This is a genomic window from Aestuariivivens sediminicola, assembly GCF_022662015.1.
Taxonomy (GTDB): domain Bacteria; phylum Bacteroidota; class Bacteroidia; order Flavobacteriales; family Flavobacteriaceae; genus Aestuariivivens; species Aestuariivivens sediminicola.
In genome coordinates this window covers 655,324-671,678 of record NZ_JAKMCM010000001.1, presented here as the reverse complement: position 1 = coordinate 671,678, position 16,355 = coordinate 655,324, and the positions used below count along the sequence as shown (strand labels likewise).

General features: G+C 41.4%; 19 protein-coding genes. 9 read left to right on the top strand and 10 right to left on the bottom strand.

The features are described from left to right. Nucleotides 1–214 precede the first annotated feature (214 nt). Nucleotides 215–2,347, top strand: coding sequence for a TonB-dependent receptor (locus MR041_RS02965; protein WP_242092093.1), 2,133 nt, complete (start codon nucleotides 215–217; stop codon nucleotides 2,345–2,347). A 335-nt stretch (nucleotides 2,348–2,682) separates the two neighbouring features. Here MR041_RS02965 and MR041_RS02960 read toward each other — a convergent pair whose 3' ends face one another. Beyond that, nucleotides 2,683–3,108: a Rieske (2Fe-2S) protein gene (locus MR041_RS02960; RefSeq protein ID WP_242092092.1), complete on the bottom strand. Its 426-nt coding sequence runs from the start codon at nucleotides 3,106–3,108 to the stop codon at nucleotides 2,683–2,685. A 243-nt stretch (nucleotides 3,109–3,351) separates the two neighbouring features. Between MR041_RS02960 and greA the strand changes: the two genes are divergently transcribed. Together greA and MR041_RS02950 are read left to right on the top strand one after the other, a co-directional pair. Then, nucleotides 3,352–3,828, top strand: a complete 477-nt coding sequence (gene greA, locus MR041_RS02955) for a transcription elongation factor GreA (RefSeq protein WP_242092091.1) — start codon at nucleotides 3,352–3,354, stop codon at nucleotides 3,826–3,828. Nucleotides 3,829–3,903: 75 nt separating this feature from the next. Next, nucleotides 3,904–4,293: an HIT family protein gene (locus MR041_RS02950; protein WP_242092090.1), complete on the top strand. Its 390-nt coding sequence runs from the start codon at nucleotides 3,904–3,906 to the stop codon at nucleotides 4,291–4,293. On the opposite strand, the gene MR041_RS02945 is transcribed toward MR041_RS02950, so the two are convergent. Both MR041_RS02945 and MR041_RS02940 read right to left on the bottom strand, forming a co-directional pair. Further along, entirely contained in the window at nucleotides 4,282–4,638 is a 357-nt protein-coding gene (locus tag MR041_RS02945) for a hypothetical protein (protein WP_242092089.1), read from the bottom strand. The genes MR041_RS02950 and MR041_RS02945 overlap by 12 nt on opposite strands. A gap of 1 nt (nucleotide 4,639) precedes the next feature. Continuing rightward, nucleotides 4,640–5,791, bottom strand: coding sequence for a sensor histidine kinase (locus tag MR041_RS02940; RefSeq protein WP_242092088.1), 1,152 nt, complete (start codon nucleotides 5,789–5,791; stop codon nucleotides 4,640–4,642). Nucleotides 5,792–5,913: 122 nt separating this feature from the next. Here MR041_RS02940 and MR041_RS02935 point away from each other — a divergent pair, with 122 nt between their 5' ends. The 5 genes from MR041_RS02935 to MR041_RS02915 all read left to right on the top strand — a co-directional run bounded on the left by MR041_RS02935 (nucleotide 5,914) and on the right by MR041_RS02915 (nucleotide 10,064). Beyond that, a complete protein-coding gene (locus tag MR041_RS02935) occupies nucleotides 5,914–6,786 on the top strand; it encodes a flavin reductase family protein (protein WP_242092493.1) in 873 nt (290 codons plus the stop codon). Between the two features lie 27 nt (nucleotides 6,787–6,813). Then, on the top strand, nucleotides 6,814–7,191 hold the full coding sequence (locus MR041_RS02930; RefSeq protein ID WP_242092087.1) for a DUF3127 domain-containing protein: 378 nt from the start codon (nucleotides 6,814–6,816) through the stop codon (nucleotides 7,189–7,191). 123 nt (nucleotides 7,192–7,314) lie between these two features. Further along, nucleotides 7,315–7,938 carry a leucyl/phenylalanyl-tRNA--protein transferase gene (aat, locus tag MR041_RS02925; RefSeq protein WP_242092086.1) on the top strand — a complete coding sequence of 208 codons (624 nt, stop codon included), beginning with the start codon at nucleotides 7,315–7,317 and terminating at the stop codon, nucleotides 7,936–7,938. Between the two features lie 65 nt (nucleotides 7,939–8,003). Next, complete coding sequence (locus MR041_RS02920) at nucleotides 8,004–8,879, top strand: glycoside hydrolase family 16 protein (protein ID WP_242092085.1); 876 nt, start codon at nucleotides 8,004–8,006, stop codon at nucleotides 8,877–8,879. 69 nt (nucleotides 8,880–8,948) lie between these two features. Then, nucleotides 8,949–10,064 (top strand): Gfo/Idh/MocA family protein, encoded by a 1,116-nt coding sequence (locus MR041_RS02915; RefSeq protein ID WP_242092084.1) that lies wholly within the window; start codon nucleotides 8,949–8,951, stop codon nucleotides 10,062–10,064. Nucleotides 10,065–10,136: 72 nt separating this feature from the next. On the opposite strand, the gene MR041_RS02910 is transcribed toward MR041_RS02915, so the two are convergent. Genes MR041_RS02910 through MR041_RS02900 form a run of 3 tightly spaced genes read right to left on the bottom strand, consistent with a single transcriptional unit; the run spans nucleotide 10,137 to nucleotide 11,944 of the window. After that, nucleotides 10,137–10,814, bottom strand: a complete 678-nt coding sequence (locus MR041_RS02910; RefSeq protein ID WP_242092083.1) for a DUF2490 domain-containing protein — start codon at nucleotides 10,812–10,814, stop codon at nucleotides 10,137–10,139. Next, complete coding sequence (locus MR041_RS02905) at nucleotides 10,801–11,388, bottom strand: hypothetical protein (protein WP_242092082.1); 588 nt, start codon at nucleotides 11,386–11,388, stop codon at nucleotides 10,801–10,803. The genes MR041_RS02910 and MR041_RS02905 overlap by 14 nt, the downstream gene beginning before the upstream one ends. Next, a complete protein-coding gene (locus MR041_RS02900; RefSeq protein WP_242092081.1) occupies nucleotides 11,372–11,944 on the bottom strand; it encodes a DNA-3-methyladenine glycosylase I in 573 nt (190 codons plus the stop codon). The genes MR041_RS02905 and MR041_RS02900 overlap by 17 nt, the downstream gene beginning before the upstream one ends. Before the next feature lie 94 nt (nucleotides 11,945–12,038). Here MR041_RS02900 and MR041_RS02895 point away from each other — a divergent pair, with 94 nt between their 5' ends. Further along, a complete protein-coding gene (locus tag MR041_RS02895; protein WP_242092080.1) occupies nucleotides 12,039–12,656 on the top strand; it encodes a thioredoxin family protein in 618 nt (205 codons plus the stop codon). Here MR041_RS02895 and MR041_RS02890 read toward each other — a convergent pair. From MR041_RS02890 to MR041_RS02875, 4 genes are read right to left on the bottom strand one after another with little or no spacing between them, the layout of a single operon-like run. After that, nucleotides 12,640–13,356: a hypothetical protein gene (locus MR041_RS02890; protein ID WP_242092079.1), complete on the bottom strand. Its 717-nt coding sequence runs from the start codon at nucleotides 13,354–13,356 to the stop codon at nucleotides 12,640–12,642. The two genes, MR041_RS02895 and MR041_RS02890, sit on opposite strands and share 17 nt — an antisense overlap. 53 nt (nucleotides 13,357–13,409) lie before the next feature. After that, nucleotides 13,410–14,129 (bottom strand): tRNA pseudouridine(55) synthase TruB, encoded by a 720-nt coding sequence (gene truB, locus MR041_RS02885; protein WP_242092078.1) that lies wholly within the window; start codon nucleotides 14,127–14,129, stop codon nucleotides 13,410–13,412. Nucleotides 14,130–14,139: 10 nt separating this feature from the next. Beyond that, complete coding sequence (locus MR041_RS02880) at nucleotides 14,140–14,934, bottom strand: undecaprenyl-diphosphate phosphatase (RefSeq protein ID WP_242092077.1); 795 nt, start codon at nucleotides 14,932–14,934, stop codon at nucleotides 14,140–14,142. Between the two features lie 57 nt (nucleotides 14,935–14,991). Then, nucleotides 14,992–16,326 carry a GntP family permease gene (locus MR041_RS02875; protein WP_242092076.1) on the bottom strand — a complete coding sequence of 445 codons (1,335 nt, stop codon included), beginning with the start codon at nucleotides 16,324–16,326 and terminating at the stop codon, nucleotides 14,992–14,994. Nucleotides 16,327–16,355 lie beyond the last annotated feature (29 nt).

Sequence of the window (16,355 nt, the reverse complement as noted above, 5' to 3'; positions counted from 1 at the left end):
TGCTCCGTTCTCTAAAGGGGTGCCAGAAATCGGCTGAGATCAGACCCATTGAACCTAGAACAGGTAATGCTGTTTAGGGAATAGCGTAAAGAAGGCATCTAAAGGCTATTTGTGGCATAGGTGCCACATGACTTTAGCGATTTACGTGACACATTTTTTAATTGGAAAGAATAATTACCTCTTTTTATTCGGTTTAAATGTAATTTATATCGAGATGAAAAACGTCTTTCTTTTTCTAACGCTTTTCGTACTATCCGGTCCCAGTATGGCGCAACAGTATCAGGCTGAGCAGGATTCAACACAGACGGAACGTCTGGATGAGGTATTGGTTAAGGCCGTCCGTGTGAAGGATCAATCGCCGATTACCCATTCCAATATTTCTAAAGAGGCTTTGGCAAAGCGTAACTTAGGGCAGGACATGCCCATCTTGTTAAATTATTTGCCGTCTGTTGTAACCACCAGCGATGCCGGAGCAGGAGTGGGTTATACCGGAATTCGAGTCCGTGGTACCGATGCAACACGAGTTAACGTAACCATCAATGGTATTCCATACAACGATCCGGAAAGTCAGGGCACCTTTTGGGTAAATTTAGGTGATTTCGCATCATCTACGGAAAGTTTGCAGCTGCAACGTGGTGTAGGGACCTCAACCAACGGTTCCGGAGCTTTTGGTGCAAGTTTAAATGTACTGACCGATGCCTTTTCTGAAACCGCCTTTGCCGAAATTTCGAATAGCTTCGGCAGCTATAATACCCGCAAGCATACCGTAAAAATGAGTACCGGTCTGTTGAATGAGCATTTTGAATTCTCGGGGCGTTTCTCCAAAATTTATTCCGATGGTTATGTCGATCGCGCCTTTACCGATTTAAAATCCTATTTCCTCCAAGGGGTCTATAAGGATGCCAATACCCTTATTAAAGCATTGACCTTTGGAAACAAAGAACAGACCTATCAGGCCTGGTTTGGGCTGACGGCAGAACAGCTGGAGGAAGATCGTCGTCAGAATCCGTACACCTACGAGAATGAAACCGATAACTATTGGCAGGACCATTACCAGCTCCATTGGAATGAACAGCTGGATGCAAATTGGTCTACACATATCGGTCTGAACTACACCAGAGGTAAAGGGTATTTCGAGCAGTACAAGGCAGAAGAAACGGCTGTAGATTTTGATAATTTAATTCAGGATGGGTCCGATGTCATTGTTCGCCGCTGGTTGGATAACCACTTCTATGTGGCCAATGCCGACATCACCTATAAGCGCCCTGGAGTTGAAGTCATTTCGGGAATCTCTTTCAGCAACTATATCGGCGATCATTTTGGTGAGGTGATTTGGGGATCCGACCTGGCGCCAAATACGAGGATCAGAGACCGTTATTACGATGGGGATGCCAATAAAAATGATTTTAGTGTGTTTTCGAAGATGAACATCAGGGTAACGGACAAGTTAACGGGCTTTATCGATTTACAGGGACGTTTTGTTAGCTATAAAACAAATGGCATCAACTCCGATAGGGCGGTTTTTATAACGGATGCCAAATTTGAGTTTTTTAATCCAAAGATTGGATTAACCTACAAGCCATTGGTAAACCATAGTTTTTATACTTCTTTTGCCCGGGCCAACAGAGAACCTAATCGCGATGATTTTAAAGCCGGTGTCACCGAGAATGAAACCCTTAACGATATCGAATTGGGATGGCGGTATCGCACTGAAGGAGTGACGGTTAATACTAACCTGTATTACATGTTTTATCAGAATCAATTGGTATTAACCGGAGCACTTGATGATGTTGGAAGCCCTGTTAGGGCTACAAGCGGAAAGAGTTATCGCCTTGGACTTGAACTGGATGCCAATATTAAGTTGACCGATGCGATCTCTATAACTACCAATCTTGCATTAAGTACGAACAAGAATAAAAATTACAGAGCTTCAGTTGATGGTTCACTGGTAGATTTAGGCGATACCAATATCTCCTTTTCTCCTGGAATAGTCTTCGGAAACACCATCAGCTTTGTACCGGTAAAAAATGTACAATTGGCTTTGTTGAGTAAATATGTGGGTGAGCAGTATATGGGCAATGTCGATTCGCCTGCTTCAAAATTAGACAGTTATTTTATAAATGATTTTAATCTGTCCTATCGCATTGATCCTAAAAAGATGTTTAAATCTGTTGTCCTTTCCGGGCTGGTTAATAATATTTTTAATAAGAAGTACGTATCCAACGGGTATTATTATACCTATGAGGATACATGGTCCAATCCGAATGAAATCATGACCATTGAGGGGGCGGGATATTACCCTCAGGCCACAACCAATTTTTTGATTGGGATAACATTACAGTTTTAGTGAAAATGTATAATGTTTGTCACAATAACCCTTGTATCTTGCGTAATTGGCAGGAATGCATGATGCCTTCTTACATTGCAGTTCAGGGTTCAAGGCCTGTAAAAAGGACAATCATGGGCACCGCTGGTAAAAGTCCTGACTAAGGTATTTTCATTTTGTAACTGCAATTCATCCAAATTGTCCTGTGAATTTTGAAAATTCACAGGACAATTTAAAAAATTCACAGGACAATTTTGCATTCCCCTGCTTATGAAATTTCAAAGGAATGAGCGGGGCATGAGGATGTTTGGCCTACATCTAAAAAATGTAATGCGGTAATCCCAATAAAGGCAATATTAATTATAAATTCTAAGTGTAGTACCGGTTTGTTCAACCCGGTAATTTCGCAAACCACATGGTAAGGCCCCGTTGTTCAATGGTTGCCCATTAACCAAACTGTATTCGTTTTTGTCATCGCAGCCACAGGTAGCGTTTAATCCTGAATTAACCAGAACAGAACAACTGGTTTGCGCATGATTCGGATCGCTGGCATCCCAGGCATAAAAGTCCGCTCCGGTACTTGCCACTATAATGCCGCCGTTGCCCAGGTTGGGAATGTAGACCGAATTTCCTGCAAATTGCAACTGACTGTAAAAGGGGAGACTTAGGTTAATTGTTTCATTAACACTTATAGGTAGTAGAAAGTTGCAATTTTCATTTTCGTCGGAACTACTGCAACCCAAAATCACAAAAACCACAACAAGGGAAATCAAAAATCTCATGACAGAACAGCTTTATTATACAACGCAAATTACCGTAATTATTTTGTTTATTCCCTTATCCTGTTTTACTTTTTCACAGCGCCCCCAAGTAAAGTACTTTGAGAGTCCTGTACCAAATGTCCCTAAATTTTTGTAGTTTTGTAGTACAATCTCGTGTAAGCGGGATTTTTTTTGTATGCTGAACCCCAACTGATAGAGTTGACAGAGGATTCAGCATCTTTTATTAAAGAAAACCATGATGTTATGAGTAAAGTATCATATTACACAGCTGAAGGATTAAAAAAATTAAGGAACGAATTAAGCCAACTTAAGGATGTAGAACGACCAAAGGCATCGCAGGCCATTGCTGATGCCAGAGATAAAGGCGATTTAAGTGAAAATGCCGAATACGATGCAGCAAAGGAAGCACAAGGTCTTTTGGAAATGAAGATTTCTAAGTTGGAGGATACGCTCGCCAATGCCCGTCTGATTGATGAGTCGCAACTGGATACCTCAAAAGTACTGGTATTGTCGAAAGTAAAGATTAAAAACCAAACGAATGGTGCTGAAATGATATATACCCTGGTAGCGGAAAGCGAGGCCGATTTGGCAGCTGGAAAAATATCCGTTAATTCACCCATAGGAAAAGGCCTGCTGGGAAAATCGGTTGGTGATGTAGCCGAAATTCAAGTCCCGAATGGCGTTGTCAAATTTGATATTCTGGAAATTTCGAGATCATAACGATTGGGGAGGTGAAATGCCAGTAAGTTCCGGAAAAGATTTAAAAAAACATTCAACCTTAAAACAGCAATACCCATGGCTTCTATTTTTACCAAAATCATCAATGGTGAAATACCCTGTTATAAGATTGCGGAAACCGACCGGTTTTTCGCTTTTCTGGATATAAATCCGAACAGTAAGGGGCATACCTTATGTGTCCCAAAGCAAGAGGTAGATAAGATTTTTGATTTAGACGAGGCCACCTATAACGGATTGATGTCGTTTTCACGTCGCGTCGCCCTTGCTATCGAAAAGGCCGTTCCCTGTAAGCGCGTTGGCATGACGGTCATTGGTTTAGAAGTACCTCATGTTCACGTCCATTTGATTCCGCTCCACAGTATGGAAGATGCCCGTTTTATTGAAAAGGCGGTTTTAACACCGGAAGCGTTCGAAGCTACGGCAAAGGCTATAAAATCATTCCTGTAAAGTATAGTAAAGGAGCAGTGACAGCCCTGAAACAAGGACTATCAATAGTCCTGATAGAAGTATCCATGAGGGTCGCTTTAAGGTTGTTGCGGTTTTTTTGGGTGTAAATGACCTTTGGAGATATTCAAAAACCTGCTCGATATCATCAGTCCACTGTACAGGATATATCGGACTGTTACATGTTTTACAATGAAGCTCATGTCTTATTTCGGAGGTGACCCGTTCAAAGAATTTTGTATCGATGATGCGTTGCTTAAATGTTAAATACAACCCTTCATTGTTATAGCAGACCGGGCAATTGTTTTTTAGGGCAACGTCTTTAATATGAATGTATCGGTCCTGCATATCAAGCTCTTTTTAAGGAAATCTGAATGGTGGTTCCTTTACCCATTTCAGAATGTAGAACCTTTATTTTTCCGTTGTGGAAGTCCTCAATGATACGTTTGGTAAGAGATAAACCCAGGCCCCAACCGCGCTGCTTTGTCGTATAACCCGGTTCAAATATTTTTGTGTAGTCCTTTTTTAAAATGCCTTTGCCACTATCTTTTACCCTTACTTTAACCGTGTTTTCAAGTTCGACGATATCTATGATCAGTTTTCCTCTGCCTTTCATGGCATCAATTGCATTTTTTACCAGGTTTTCAATGGCCCAACTGTAAAGTTGCCTGTTCAGATATACGGGTATTTTTTGATCCGGCGTATTCATTTCAAAATGTACAAGAGATGAAGAACGCACTTTCAGATAGTCAAAAGAATCTGTCGTTTCCTCAACAATATCGGCAATTTCAAGCGATGGAACCGATCCTATTTTACTAAAACGTTCAGTAATCGTCTTTAGCCGGTCAACATCCTTTTCTATTTCAACGATATAACTCGGATTAACGTCCTCCGCCTTTAAGATTTCGGCCCATCCGATCAATGAGGAAAGCGGGGTACCAATCTGATGCGCCGTTTCTTTGGCCATCCCGGACCATAATTTGTTCTGACTCGCATTTTTATTACTTCGGTAGAAGAAATAGACCACCGCACTGAACAAGATGATAATGAGCAATAGGGCCAGGGGATAATATTTTAACTTGTTTAAAAGGGCCGAATTGCCATAGTAAATCGTTGAGAGTACTTCATTGTTATAGATTACCTCAATGGGTTCATATTCACTCTGAAACCTTGAAATAAGTTTATTGATATAAAGGGTGTCCCTGCTTTTTTCTTCTGTTATGTTATTCGAATCGAAACTGCCATCCTGATTAACAATAATCATTGGCGTGGTTTTATTGCTTTGCAGAATTTCAATAGAAAGTTCACCAATATCCTGGTTCAGGTCCGTACTTTTGCTCAGTTCTTTTTGAGCCTGGGCCCAAATGGCCATTTTACTGCGTTCTTCTGCCTTGAAGTTTTGAAAAAACACATAGGTGTTCCATAGAATTAGGGAAACAATAACAAAGGACGCCACGATCATAATCCAGCGTAATGTGTTTTTGTATGTGGTAAAAATCATGGACACGAATTATAAACCTGTAATATAATGCAATTCTGTTAATATTATTGTGCAAGATGTTAGTAAATCGGTTTTTAGTTCCATAGGAGATTGGTTACTTTTGTTGAAATTCAGAGCCGTTGATCACATCATTCGATCCCAATACTTTAGAAACGAGAAAAGTGCATAGTTATTTGTTAAGTGCTGTTGCACCAAGACCTATAGCCTTTGCTAGTACTATGGATGAAGAGGGTAATCCAAACCTCTCCCCATTCAGTTTTTTTAATGTCTTTAGTGCGAATCCGCCGGTGCTGGTCTTTTCGCCTTCACGCCGTGTGAGAGATAATACGGTGAAACACACCCTTGTCAATGTCGAGGCTGTTAGAGAGGTCGTTATCAATGTGGTTAGTTATGATATGGTACAGCAGATGTCATTGAGCAGTACCGAATATCCCCGCGGTGTCAATGAATTTGAAAAAGCAGGATTTACCATGCTGGCATCTGAAATGGTAAAACCCTTCAGAGTTGCAGAATCTCCCGTGCAATTTGAGTGTAAAGTTAATGATATCATTCATTTAGGGGCTGAGGGAGGTGCTGGAAATTTAATTATTTGTGAAGTGCTGAAGTTTCATATAAACAATACGGTTTTAAACTCTGATTTAACCATTAACCAGGAAAAACTGGATTTGGTATCCAGAGCAGGGGGAAGTTATTACAGCCGCGCAAAAATGGGCTTTTTTGAGGTACCCAAACCGCTGTCGACATTAGGGATAGGTGTCGATAATTTGCCAGAAGATATTAAACACAGTACCGTTTTAACGGGGAACGATTTGGGTATGTTGGCCAATGTCGAGTCTTTACCGACTAAGGCCGAGGTAGCCGCTTTTATTGATGACAGAGTAAAGCGTTATCCTCATCTCAGGCAAGCATCACGCATGGAAAAGCACAAACTGGCACAAAAGTATTTAAGCTACGGGGATGTAAAGAGTGCCTGGCATATTTTATTAAGTGAGTAATTAAATAACAGATATAAATAAGAAACAATGGAAGTTCAAGGACGCATTAAAATGATTGGTGAAACCCAGACCTTTGGTTCAAATGGGTTTAGAAAAAGAGAAATAGTTGTTACGACCGAAGAGCAATATCCTCAGCATGTATTGGTTGAATTCATACAGGATAAAACGGAACTCTTAAACAACTATCAGGTTGGTCAACAGGTTAAGATCAGTATTAATTTAAGAGGAAGGGAATGGGTAAATCCTCAGGGCGAGACGAAATATTTTAACAGTATTCAAGGCTGGAGAATAGAATCTTTACAACCGGAAGCCCTAGGGAATGATATACCACCCGTTCCACCGGCAGATGCCTTTGAACCCGCCGGTGACCTAAACGAGGACGATCACGACGATTTACCTTTTTAATCCCATAGAAATAGCATACCCTGAGCCACATAAATCCTTTTCCAAAAACAGGAATGGGAGGGTTGATGAAGGGTTTGCTTAAAAACCTTTCATTACCTATTGAGAGGTTTTTATGTTTATACCATGTATTATTTAACCGACGACATATGGTTTCCCCCGGTTGATCAGGCGACTTCCGAGGGTTTATTGGCTGTAGGGGGCGATTTATCGACGGAGCGATTACTACTGGCTTACAAATCCGGCATATTTCCCTGGTTCGATTCGCGACAGCCTATATTATGGTGGTCTCCGGATCCAAGGTTTGTGCTGTTCCCTGAACATCTGAAGGTCTCTAAGAGTATGAGACGAATTCTGAATCAAACCGATCTGGTGGTAACGGTTAATAAAGCCTTCAGGGCGGTTATCATGCAATGTGCCAAAGTCGAACGCAGCGGTCAGAAAGGGACTTGGATTACAAACGAGATGATAGCGGCTTACATCAGGCTCCATGATTTAGGCTATGCCAAATCGATAGAGGTCTGGAGAGACAGCGCACTGGTCGGGGGACTATATGGTATCGATTTGAACAACGGGGTGTTTTGTGGTGAGAGTATGTTTGCTTTAGAAAACAATGCCAGTAAGGTAGGTTTTATTACTTTTATTCGAAATTCGAATTATAACCTGATTGATTGTCAGGTGTACACCGGTCATCTTAAGCGTTTGGGTGCGGAAGACATTTCGAGAGCGGCCTTTTTAGAATATCTTTAAGCGGTGTTATAGGGTGTTTGGTATAAATACTATGGCGTGTTACAAAATAATTAAATGCATTTGACATGTGTAGCCAAGGATTAGGGGCATTGAAACCATTCCTCGCGATATATTGCCTTTGCCTGGTATTGGGGTGTAAGGCTAAACCTTCCGGTGCTCATTGGTCAGATGGTGCCCTGCCTGATCAGGCCCGTGAGCTTGGCTACAGCTTACAATGGGAAGATGCATTTCAAGAATTAGATAAGACCTTTTGGACTATTGGTCTGAAGGATACGCTTTCCGGCGATATGGTCCCCGGAGCTCATGGACGCTATCTGTTGAATGAGAAATATGACGCCTATTACACTCCTGAAGATGTTTATATTGAAGATGGTCTTTTAGTATTACGCAATCAAAAACGAAACATTAAGGGGAGCAGTCCGGAAGGATCATTCGCTTACAGTTCGGGGTGGGTCATGTCTATGCATAAAGTGTTTTTCAATACGGGATATCTTGAACTTAAGGCTCAATTTCCGACGGGAACAAAGGTATGGCCGGCTGTATGGTTAATTCCCGAAGACCTGTCCTGGTGTCCGGAGTGGGACCTGTTTGAATATTTTGGTCACCGCAATGATCGCGGTCCGGACCTTATGGGGATGCATTTATGCTATGATTCGTGGCCGAATCAAAAATGGGCATCCTATTTTATAACTGAATTTGATAAAAAATTTAAGGCCGATAAATGGCATGTATATGGATTTTTATGGACTTCGGAATATGCCATTTGGTATATTGATGGTAAAGAAGTACGCCGACTGGAAGCAAAGGGAATAGCGGGATGGCCTCAAAAAAACATGTATATTGTGCTCAACAATGGAACGCGTACCGAGGCACCGGAAGGCGATACCAAATGGCCAAATTATTTGAAGATCGACTATATCAGACTTTTTTCAAACGGATAACATCGGTTGAATACCTCGGACGTAAACCATGAAGAATGGGATCTTGTTTTTAATTTAAAGTACTGACCAATGACACTTTCAAAGATGATAAAAAATGCGGGCATGTTATGCTACATGCTACTTTTCTGTTTCCATGGATATGCTCAGGATTCTCCTTTGAAAATAGGAATAGCAGGGCTGAGTCACTCACATGTGCACGGCCTGCTTTCGGGAATGGAACGAAAAGACATTGAAATTGTGGGTATTGTCGAAACCGATAAAGCCCTGGCCAAACGGTACTCCGAACACTATGGCTACCCTATGACTTTGGTCTATGACACCTTGGAGCAGATGATTTTGGAGGTAAAACCCGAAGTTGTGACGGCTTTTGGTTCCATATTCGACCACAAACAGATCGTTGAAGTATGTGCTCCGAAGGGTGTGCATGTCATGGTTGAAAAACCATTGGCGGTAAGCTTAAAACATGCCGAAAGCATGGAAAAACTGGCGAAGAAGCATCAAATTAAATTACTTACCAATTATGAAACCACCTGGTACCCGACCAACCATAAGGCGTATCAACTATTGAAGGAGAATACCATAGGGGAATTGCGCAAAGTTATTGTTAGGGATGGACATAAGGGGCCAAAAAAGATTGGTGTAAATAAGGAATTTCTGAACTGGTTAACCGATCCGACTCTGAATGGCGGCGGGGCGATTACCGATTTTGGATGTTATGGAGCCAATCTGCTCACCTGGTTGATGGACGGGGCCAAGCCAAATACAGTTACAGCGATAACCCAGCAACTGCAGGCTGAAAACAATCCCAAGGTTGATGACGAGGCCATTATCCTGTTGACCTACGATCATGGTAATGCGATCATCCAGCCCTCATGGAATTGGCCAATCGGACGGAAGGATATGGAAATTTACGGGGTGGAAGGTGTGATATATGCCGATAATAAATACGATCTTCGAGTGCGGTACTCAAAAGGTTATGACGGATTCGAACAGGAGTCCCATAGACTGGAGGACCGCCCAAAGCCATACCATGATCCCTTCTCATTTTTAAAGGCGGTCATACGAGACGACATGCAACTCCCGCCATATGATTTGTCCTCACTTGAAAATAATATGATCGTCATGGAAATTTTGGACGCCGCCATTAAAAGTGCCTCCTCGAACAAAACAGTTGTGATAAAATAGGGGTATCCCGTGCTGAAAGATGGTTTAGGAGACTAACATTACGCTCTCGAGACCAGGATTTCAGAGCGTTTATTACAGATTAAATATAACCATTGGCAAAACATATAAGCTATGCGTGAGCTGTTGGTTCAGGCCATTTAATTGATGTTCAAGTCCTATTTGCAGTTTCATTTGTATGGTTTTGTACCATCCCAAATAAACACCCGTACGATTGTCAACAAGAGGAGCTTCGGGCGACAGGCTCCATAAAAATTCGGTTGTGGCTATTAAATAGGCTTCACCAATATCGAGTTTTTCTCCGTTCAGTGCGAAATCAATGGCAAATCGATGACGCAATCGCAAGATGGTAATGGTGTCAAAAAACCGCGTTTCAAAACGAAACCGATGCCCTATTCTCAGATGATTCAGCATGCTCTTGGTACCGAATTGTCCAGTTAATCGTACCTCATTGCTCGACGCCTCAAACCAAGATCTATTCCTAAAAAGAACACCAACACTTATGTTCTGCCCCCTGGGGAATGACCATGTTGAGAAATGATTAATTTCTAATTGGCGCTGCTTTAAAAAAAACTGAGACTCATTATATAAGTATTCCCTTCCTTTAAAGGAGAAATGACCCTTGTAGCGGTTTGAAGCCCCGTAATTAAGCGCTACTGATGGCTCTGAAAAGAGTGAAAAGTTGTCTTGTGAAAAGCCTAAACAAGAATAAAGAAACAGGATTAGGAAGGGATAAAATTTAATATAGAACATGTTGATATGAAGCGGGCTCAATTATGCGTTGAGAAAGTAAACTTCCCTTAGCGTTAAATAAATATTCCATGGCCGTGTGTTTCTTTCTGGTCATCATATCAACTTCAATCTCAAAATTTACAGTCCCATTATTGTTATTCTGCAATGCGTTTTTCAGGACTTGTTGTGCCGTAAAAGGTTCTTTTTGGGGGTATTGCTTTTGTATTTTGATAAAATGGTGCGAATCGCAGTGCGCATTCAAATACTGTTCAATGGCAGTTAAGGCAGTCTCGGGAATCTCTGATTTTTTTATGGTGATTTCTATGTCTTCCAATTGACCGGCTTCATTAAACTCAACACTGTATCGTTTTCTATTAAATTTAAACTTGGCTTCGTAACTTACCTTATCATGATTGGTTTCTTTAAAATATTTTAGGCGTTTCTCCTTTAGAGGTATTGCTCTCAATAAGGCCATGGCAGTATCAGGAAATGCTGTTGCATCTATCCGAACTTCATATTCTCTTTTGGTCTGTGCCTGCACGCTGTATTGGAACCAGAGCAGCAGGACGATAAAAATTTTATACCTGTACTTCATGATATCTAAAGCAGTCAATTTCATGATCGTTCACCATACCCGTTGCCTGCATGTGGGCATAAACTACTGTCGTACCTACAAATTTAAATCCGCGTTGTTTTAAATCCTTACTTATGGTATCGCTTAAAGGGGTGTTGGCCGGTATCTCTTTATGACTTTTAAATTCATTTTTAATAGGCTTACCATCAACGAACCCCCAAATATAGGTACTAAAACTACCGAAATCCTCCTGAATTTTCATAAAGGCTCTCGCATTGGTTATAGCCGCATTTATTTTTAGTTTATTCCTTATTATATCGGCATTTTGTAATAAAGCATCTATTTTGGGCTGCTCGTATTCGGCTATTTTTTTATAATTGAACGCATCAAAAGCCTTTCTGAAATTATCGCGTTTTCGCAATACGGTTATCCAACTCAAACCAGCCTGAAAGGTCTCCAACGTTAAAAATTCAAATAACTTCCTATCATCATAGAGCGGAACGCCCCATTCTGTGTCATGGTAGGTTTCATACAAGGGATCTCCAATGCACCAGGCACATTTGTGTTTTGTATTCATAGTATCTCGCAAGGTAAATGTCTAAAGCATGACAAATATCATCTTATTCGTTAGGGCAAGATATTAAATTTGTCCATATTGATAAAACAGAAAAATGGATACGCTATTAGCAAAAAGTTTAAGCAAGAGTATGTCTTATAAGGCGTACCGCGAGTTAGTCGGTCAATTAGCAGATGAACAGTCAACGACGGGAGATGAGAAAACCGAGATCAATATCCAACAAACCAAGCTGAACTATAGCCGAATGAAACGTTGGGATAAGAAAATTAAACTTTCAGGGAAAACTGCGAAACGTATCCAATCGTTCAGAGAAAAAGTGACCTGGCTGGTTATCGCTGAAAGCTGGTGTCCGGATTCTGCCCACGTCATCCCCGTTCTGAATGCCATTGCCGATTTAAGCGACACTATTGATTTACGACTCGTTTTAAGAGATGAAAATCCTGAACTTATGGATGCCTTTCTGACCTATGGTAAGCGCGCAATCCCTAAACTCATTATGATCGATGATCTGTCAGGTGAAGTGTTAAATACCTTTGGACCAAGGCCGAGTGAAGCGTCCTACTATGTGAACAGGTTTATATCTGAAAATGGGGAGTTAACTCCTGAATTTAAAGCGGATTTACAGCACTGGTATAACAATAATAAGGGTCAAAATATTATCGAGGATATTACCCAGATGCTCTGTGATTCAACACCTAGTTTTTGCCAATAAAATAGAACGTAATTGAACCGATCTGGGAAGGTGTACTCGGATCGGGGCTGAACATCGATTCCCTGGCATACTCCAAAGCGTGTTCTATTAAACACTGGTTACTCGAATTTGAGGATGAATTAACATAGGTATCCGTAACATTCCCTTCGGCGTTCACGGTTATGTTAATTACAATTTTTCCATCGACTTCACATAAATAAACCGGTATGGGAATATAGACCTTACTGCGGCCTTTTAATGAAAAACTTATGGTGCTTTTCGCATTGTTTCCTTCATCTTGCTGCTGTTTTAAAAGCTCGTTTACCTTGCTGAATTTAGAAATGTCATCATCATTTATTTTTTCGACCTCGGTTTCCTCATAATGTTTAGCCGCTGTATTGGGACCATCCACATACCCGGTGGTTTTAGGAACATAATCTTCAGGTGGAGCTATGGGTTTATAGGCCTGTGCAAATTGTTTGCTTTGTTGGGATTCATTGAAGGCCTGATTTGTTTCTGCTTTCGAGGCATTGAGTCGTTCAAGGGCTTCCAGAATTTTAATTTCCTCTTCCGTAAGCTCTTCTTCCGGTTCAAGCATGTAATAACTTTCAGCAACACGTGCACTTTGTTTTCTCAGGCTCAAATTAAATACGGAAAGGACAACGGTTCCGGAAAGAAGAAACGTTATAAGTAGGGCTTTATGTTGATCTGTTAGGTGCAAATCGTCTTATTTTGATTTGGTTTGGTAAGCCAATATACGTAAAATAATGCAGTTTAGTCTTTTAGGGCATCTACGAAGGCCTCGATCGTTATGGCATCATCTACTGTGAAGTCTCCAATTTTCGTGCGCCTCAGAGCCGATAAATAGGCGCCTGAATCCAAGGCCTTGCCAAAGTCATTGGCTAGAGATCGAATGTAGGTCCCTTTACTGCAGACCACTCTAAAATCAACATTTATGGAAGCATTATCGGCCTCAGATGGCATATCAATTTTAAGAATTTCGAATTCCGAAATGGTTACCTTCCGGGCTTCAACAGACACGGCCTCGCCCGCTCGTGCGAATTCGTACAATCGCTTGCCGTCTTTTTTTACCGCTGAAAACAACGGAGGGTATTGTTCGATGTCGCCTAAAAAGGTCTTGGCAGTGGCATGAATGAGTTGCTCATCAATATGGGAGATGGGAAAGCTTTTAGTGATGGCTGTTTCCAAATCGAAAGATGGTGTCGTATGTCCTATAGTAATCGTGCCGGTATATTCCTTCGTTTGTGCCTGATAGGTATTGATGTTTTTTGTCATTTTTCCAGTACATATCAGGAGGAGTCCAGTGGCCAAAGGATCTAAGGTCCCTGCATGTCCAACCTTAATTTTTTTCAAGTTGAACTGGTGTCTGATTTCCCAGCGAATTTTGTTGACCACCTGAAACGAGGTCCATTCTAAAGGCTTATCAATAAGCAATACGTGTCCGGATAGGAAATGGTCCTCGCTGTACTTCACAGTTTAAGTTCTATTTAAAAATGGAAATTCCAATGGCAATTAAGCCTACAATGAAACAGTACACGGCAAAATACGTTAATTTGCTTTTTTTAACTAAGGCAATCATCCAGGTGCAGGCAAACAGTCCTGAGACGAAAGCAGCGATGAACCCAATGCTTAAGACCGTAAAGTTTTGGTTCGCAGCGGAAATTTCACCACTCAAAACATCCTTGGCAATCTTACCAAATATAAGAGGCACCACCATTAAGAACGAAAATCGAGCTGCCTTGGTTTTGTCATTTCCCAACAGTACCGAAGTCGAAATGGTTGCACCCGATCTTGAAATGCCGGGAAGCATGGCTATGGCCTGTGAAATTCCAATTACAAAGGCATTTTTAAATGAAACGGATTTCGTGGTGTTTTTCGATTTATCAGCTAAAAACAAGAGCAGAGCCGTAACTATGAGCATGAAGCCCACCAACAGGATCTGACCGCCAAAAAGCTGTTCCAGTTCCGTTTCAAAATAAACACCAATAACAACTGCCGGAATCATGGAAACTGCGATCTTCATAATGAACTGTAAATCATCATTCCATTTAAACTTCAAGGCTCCTTTTAAAAGCATAACGATATCCTTTCTGAAAACAACAATGGTGCTTAAGGCCGTTGCAAAGTGTAAAACTACCGTAAAGAGTAAACGTTCTTCGGGGACCGTTTGGTCACCTAAAATGGCTTTTCCCAGCTCTAAATGTCCACTGGACGAAACCGGTAGAAATTCAGTGAGCCCCTGAACGATTCCAAGAATGATCGAATCAATTATATCCATGGGGTAAAAATAGCTAATCATGATGTCTAAACATAATCAGGGCGCATAAAAATCGAATCAAATAAATAGCCAACCAATGGTCATGATTAAAAGTATTCCAAAAAACCCTTGAAGCATAGTAGAGACCGTTTGGGTTTTTAAGGCGGTTGCTGTATTCATTCCAGAAAATTGAGCTACGACCCAGAAAAAACTATCATTTAGATGCGATACGGTCATGGCTCCTGAACCTATGGCAAGCACAGTTAATGTTCTTCCCAATGGTGAAGCCAGCTCGAAAGATTCTAATACTGGGGCCATAATGGCAGCGGTTGTAATGATGGATACCGTTGAAGATCCTTGAGCTGTTTTTAAAATGGCCGCAATTAAAAAGGGTAAAAATAGGCCGAGGTTGATATCAGAAAAGGTGTTCCCGATAATGTCGCCAATTCCTGTGGCTTGTAAAACAGCACCGAAAGCACCTCCCGCTCCGGTTATAAGAATAATGATTCCCGCTTCTTTTAAGCCACTGGTCACCCAGTCGTAATGCGTCGCCTCCTTGACCTTCTTTTTTAAGGTAAAGGCAAGAAAAACACCAACCAACAGAGCGATTACCGGGTTACCGATAAAATTAATAATCTTAGAAACCAGGCCTTCACCAAACGGATGGGTGGGATAGTTGGAAACCGATTTCAGGGCAATTAAAATAATGGGGATAATTATAGGCATAAAGGTAGACCTGGTTTTGGGTGGTTTTTCATTTTCAGATGCGGTTATCTTCGTTTTTTGGCTATCGTTGTCAGGGCTGTAACTGTAACGTCGTTGTAAAAATTTTGACCAGAAATATCCGACCAAGGAAACGGGAAAGGCAACGGCAAGCCCCAGGATAATAACCATGCCCAAATCGGCATCTAAGGCCGCAGTGGCCGCCAGCGGACCCGGAGTAGGAGGCACGAACACATGAGCCGTATACAATCCTGCTGCTAATGCCACAGCCAGGACGACCATCGGTATTTTGGTGCGCTTGCTTATAGCTTTATTCAATGAGGACAGGATAATGAATCCCGAATCGCAATACACGGGTATGGAAACCACAAATCCAGTGATATTCATGGCCAGTACCGACCGACTTTTACCGATGGTTTTCAAAGCCCAGTCACCCATGGCTTTGGCGCTCCCACTTTTTTCCAGATAAGCACCTATAATCGATCCGAAGGCAATGATAATGCCAATGCTCGACAGGGTTTTACCAAACCCGCTTGTCAGGGCATAGGTCAGTTCTTCTTCATTAAGTCCGCCGACGAATCCAATAACAAGAGCAGCTAAAATCAAGGATAAAAAGGGATGGAATTTGTACTTTGAGGCGGCCACAACCATCGCGATAACCACAATGACCAGGGTTACTAAAATTTCCATAATACGTATATTTGATAGAACTAAAAGTA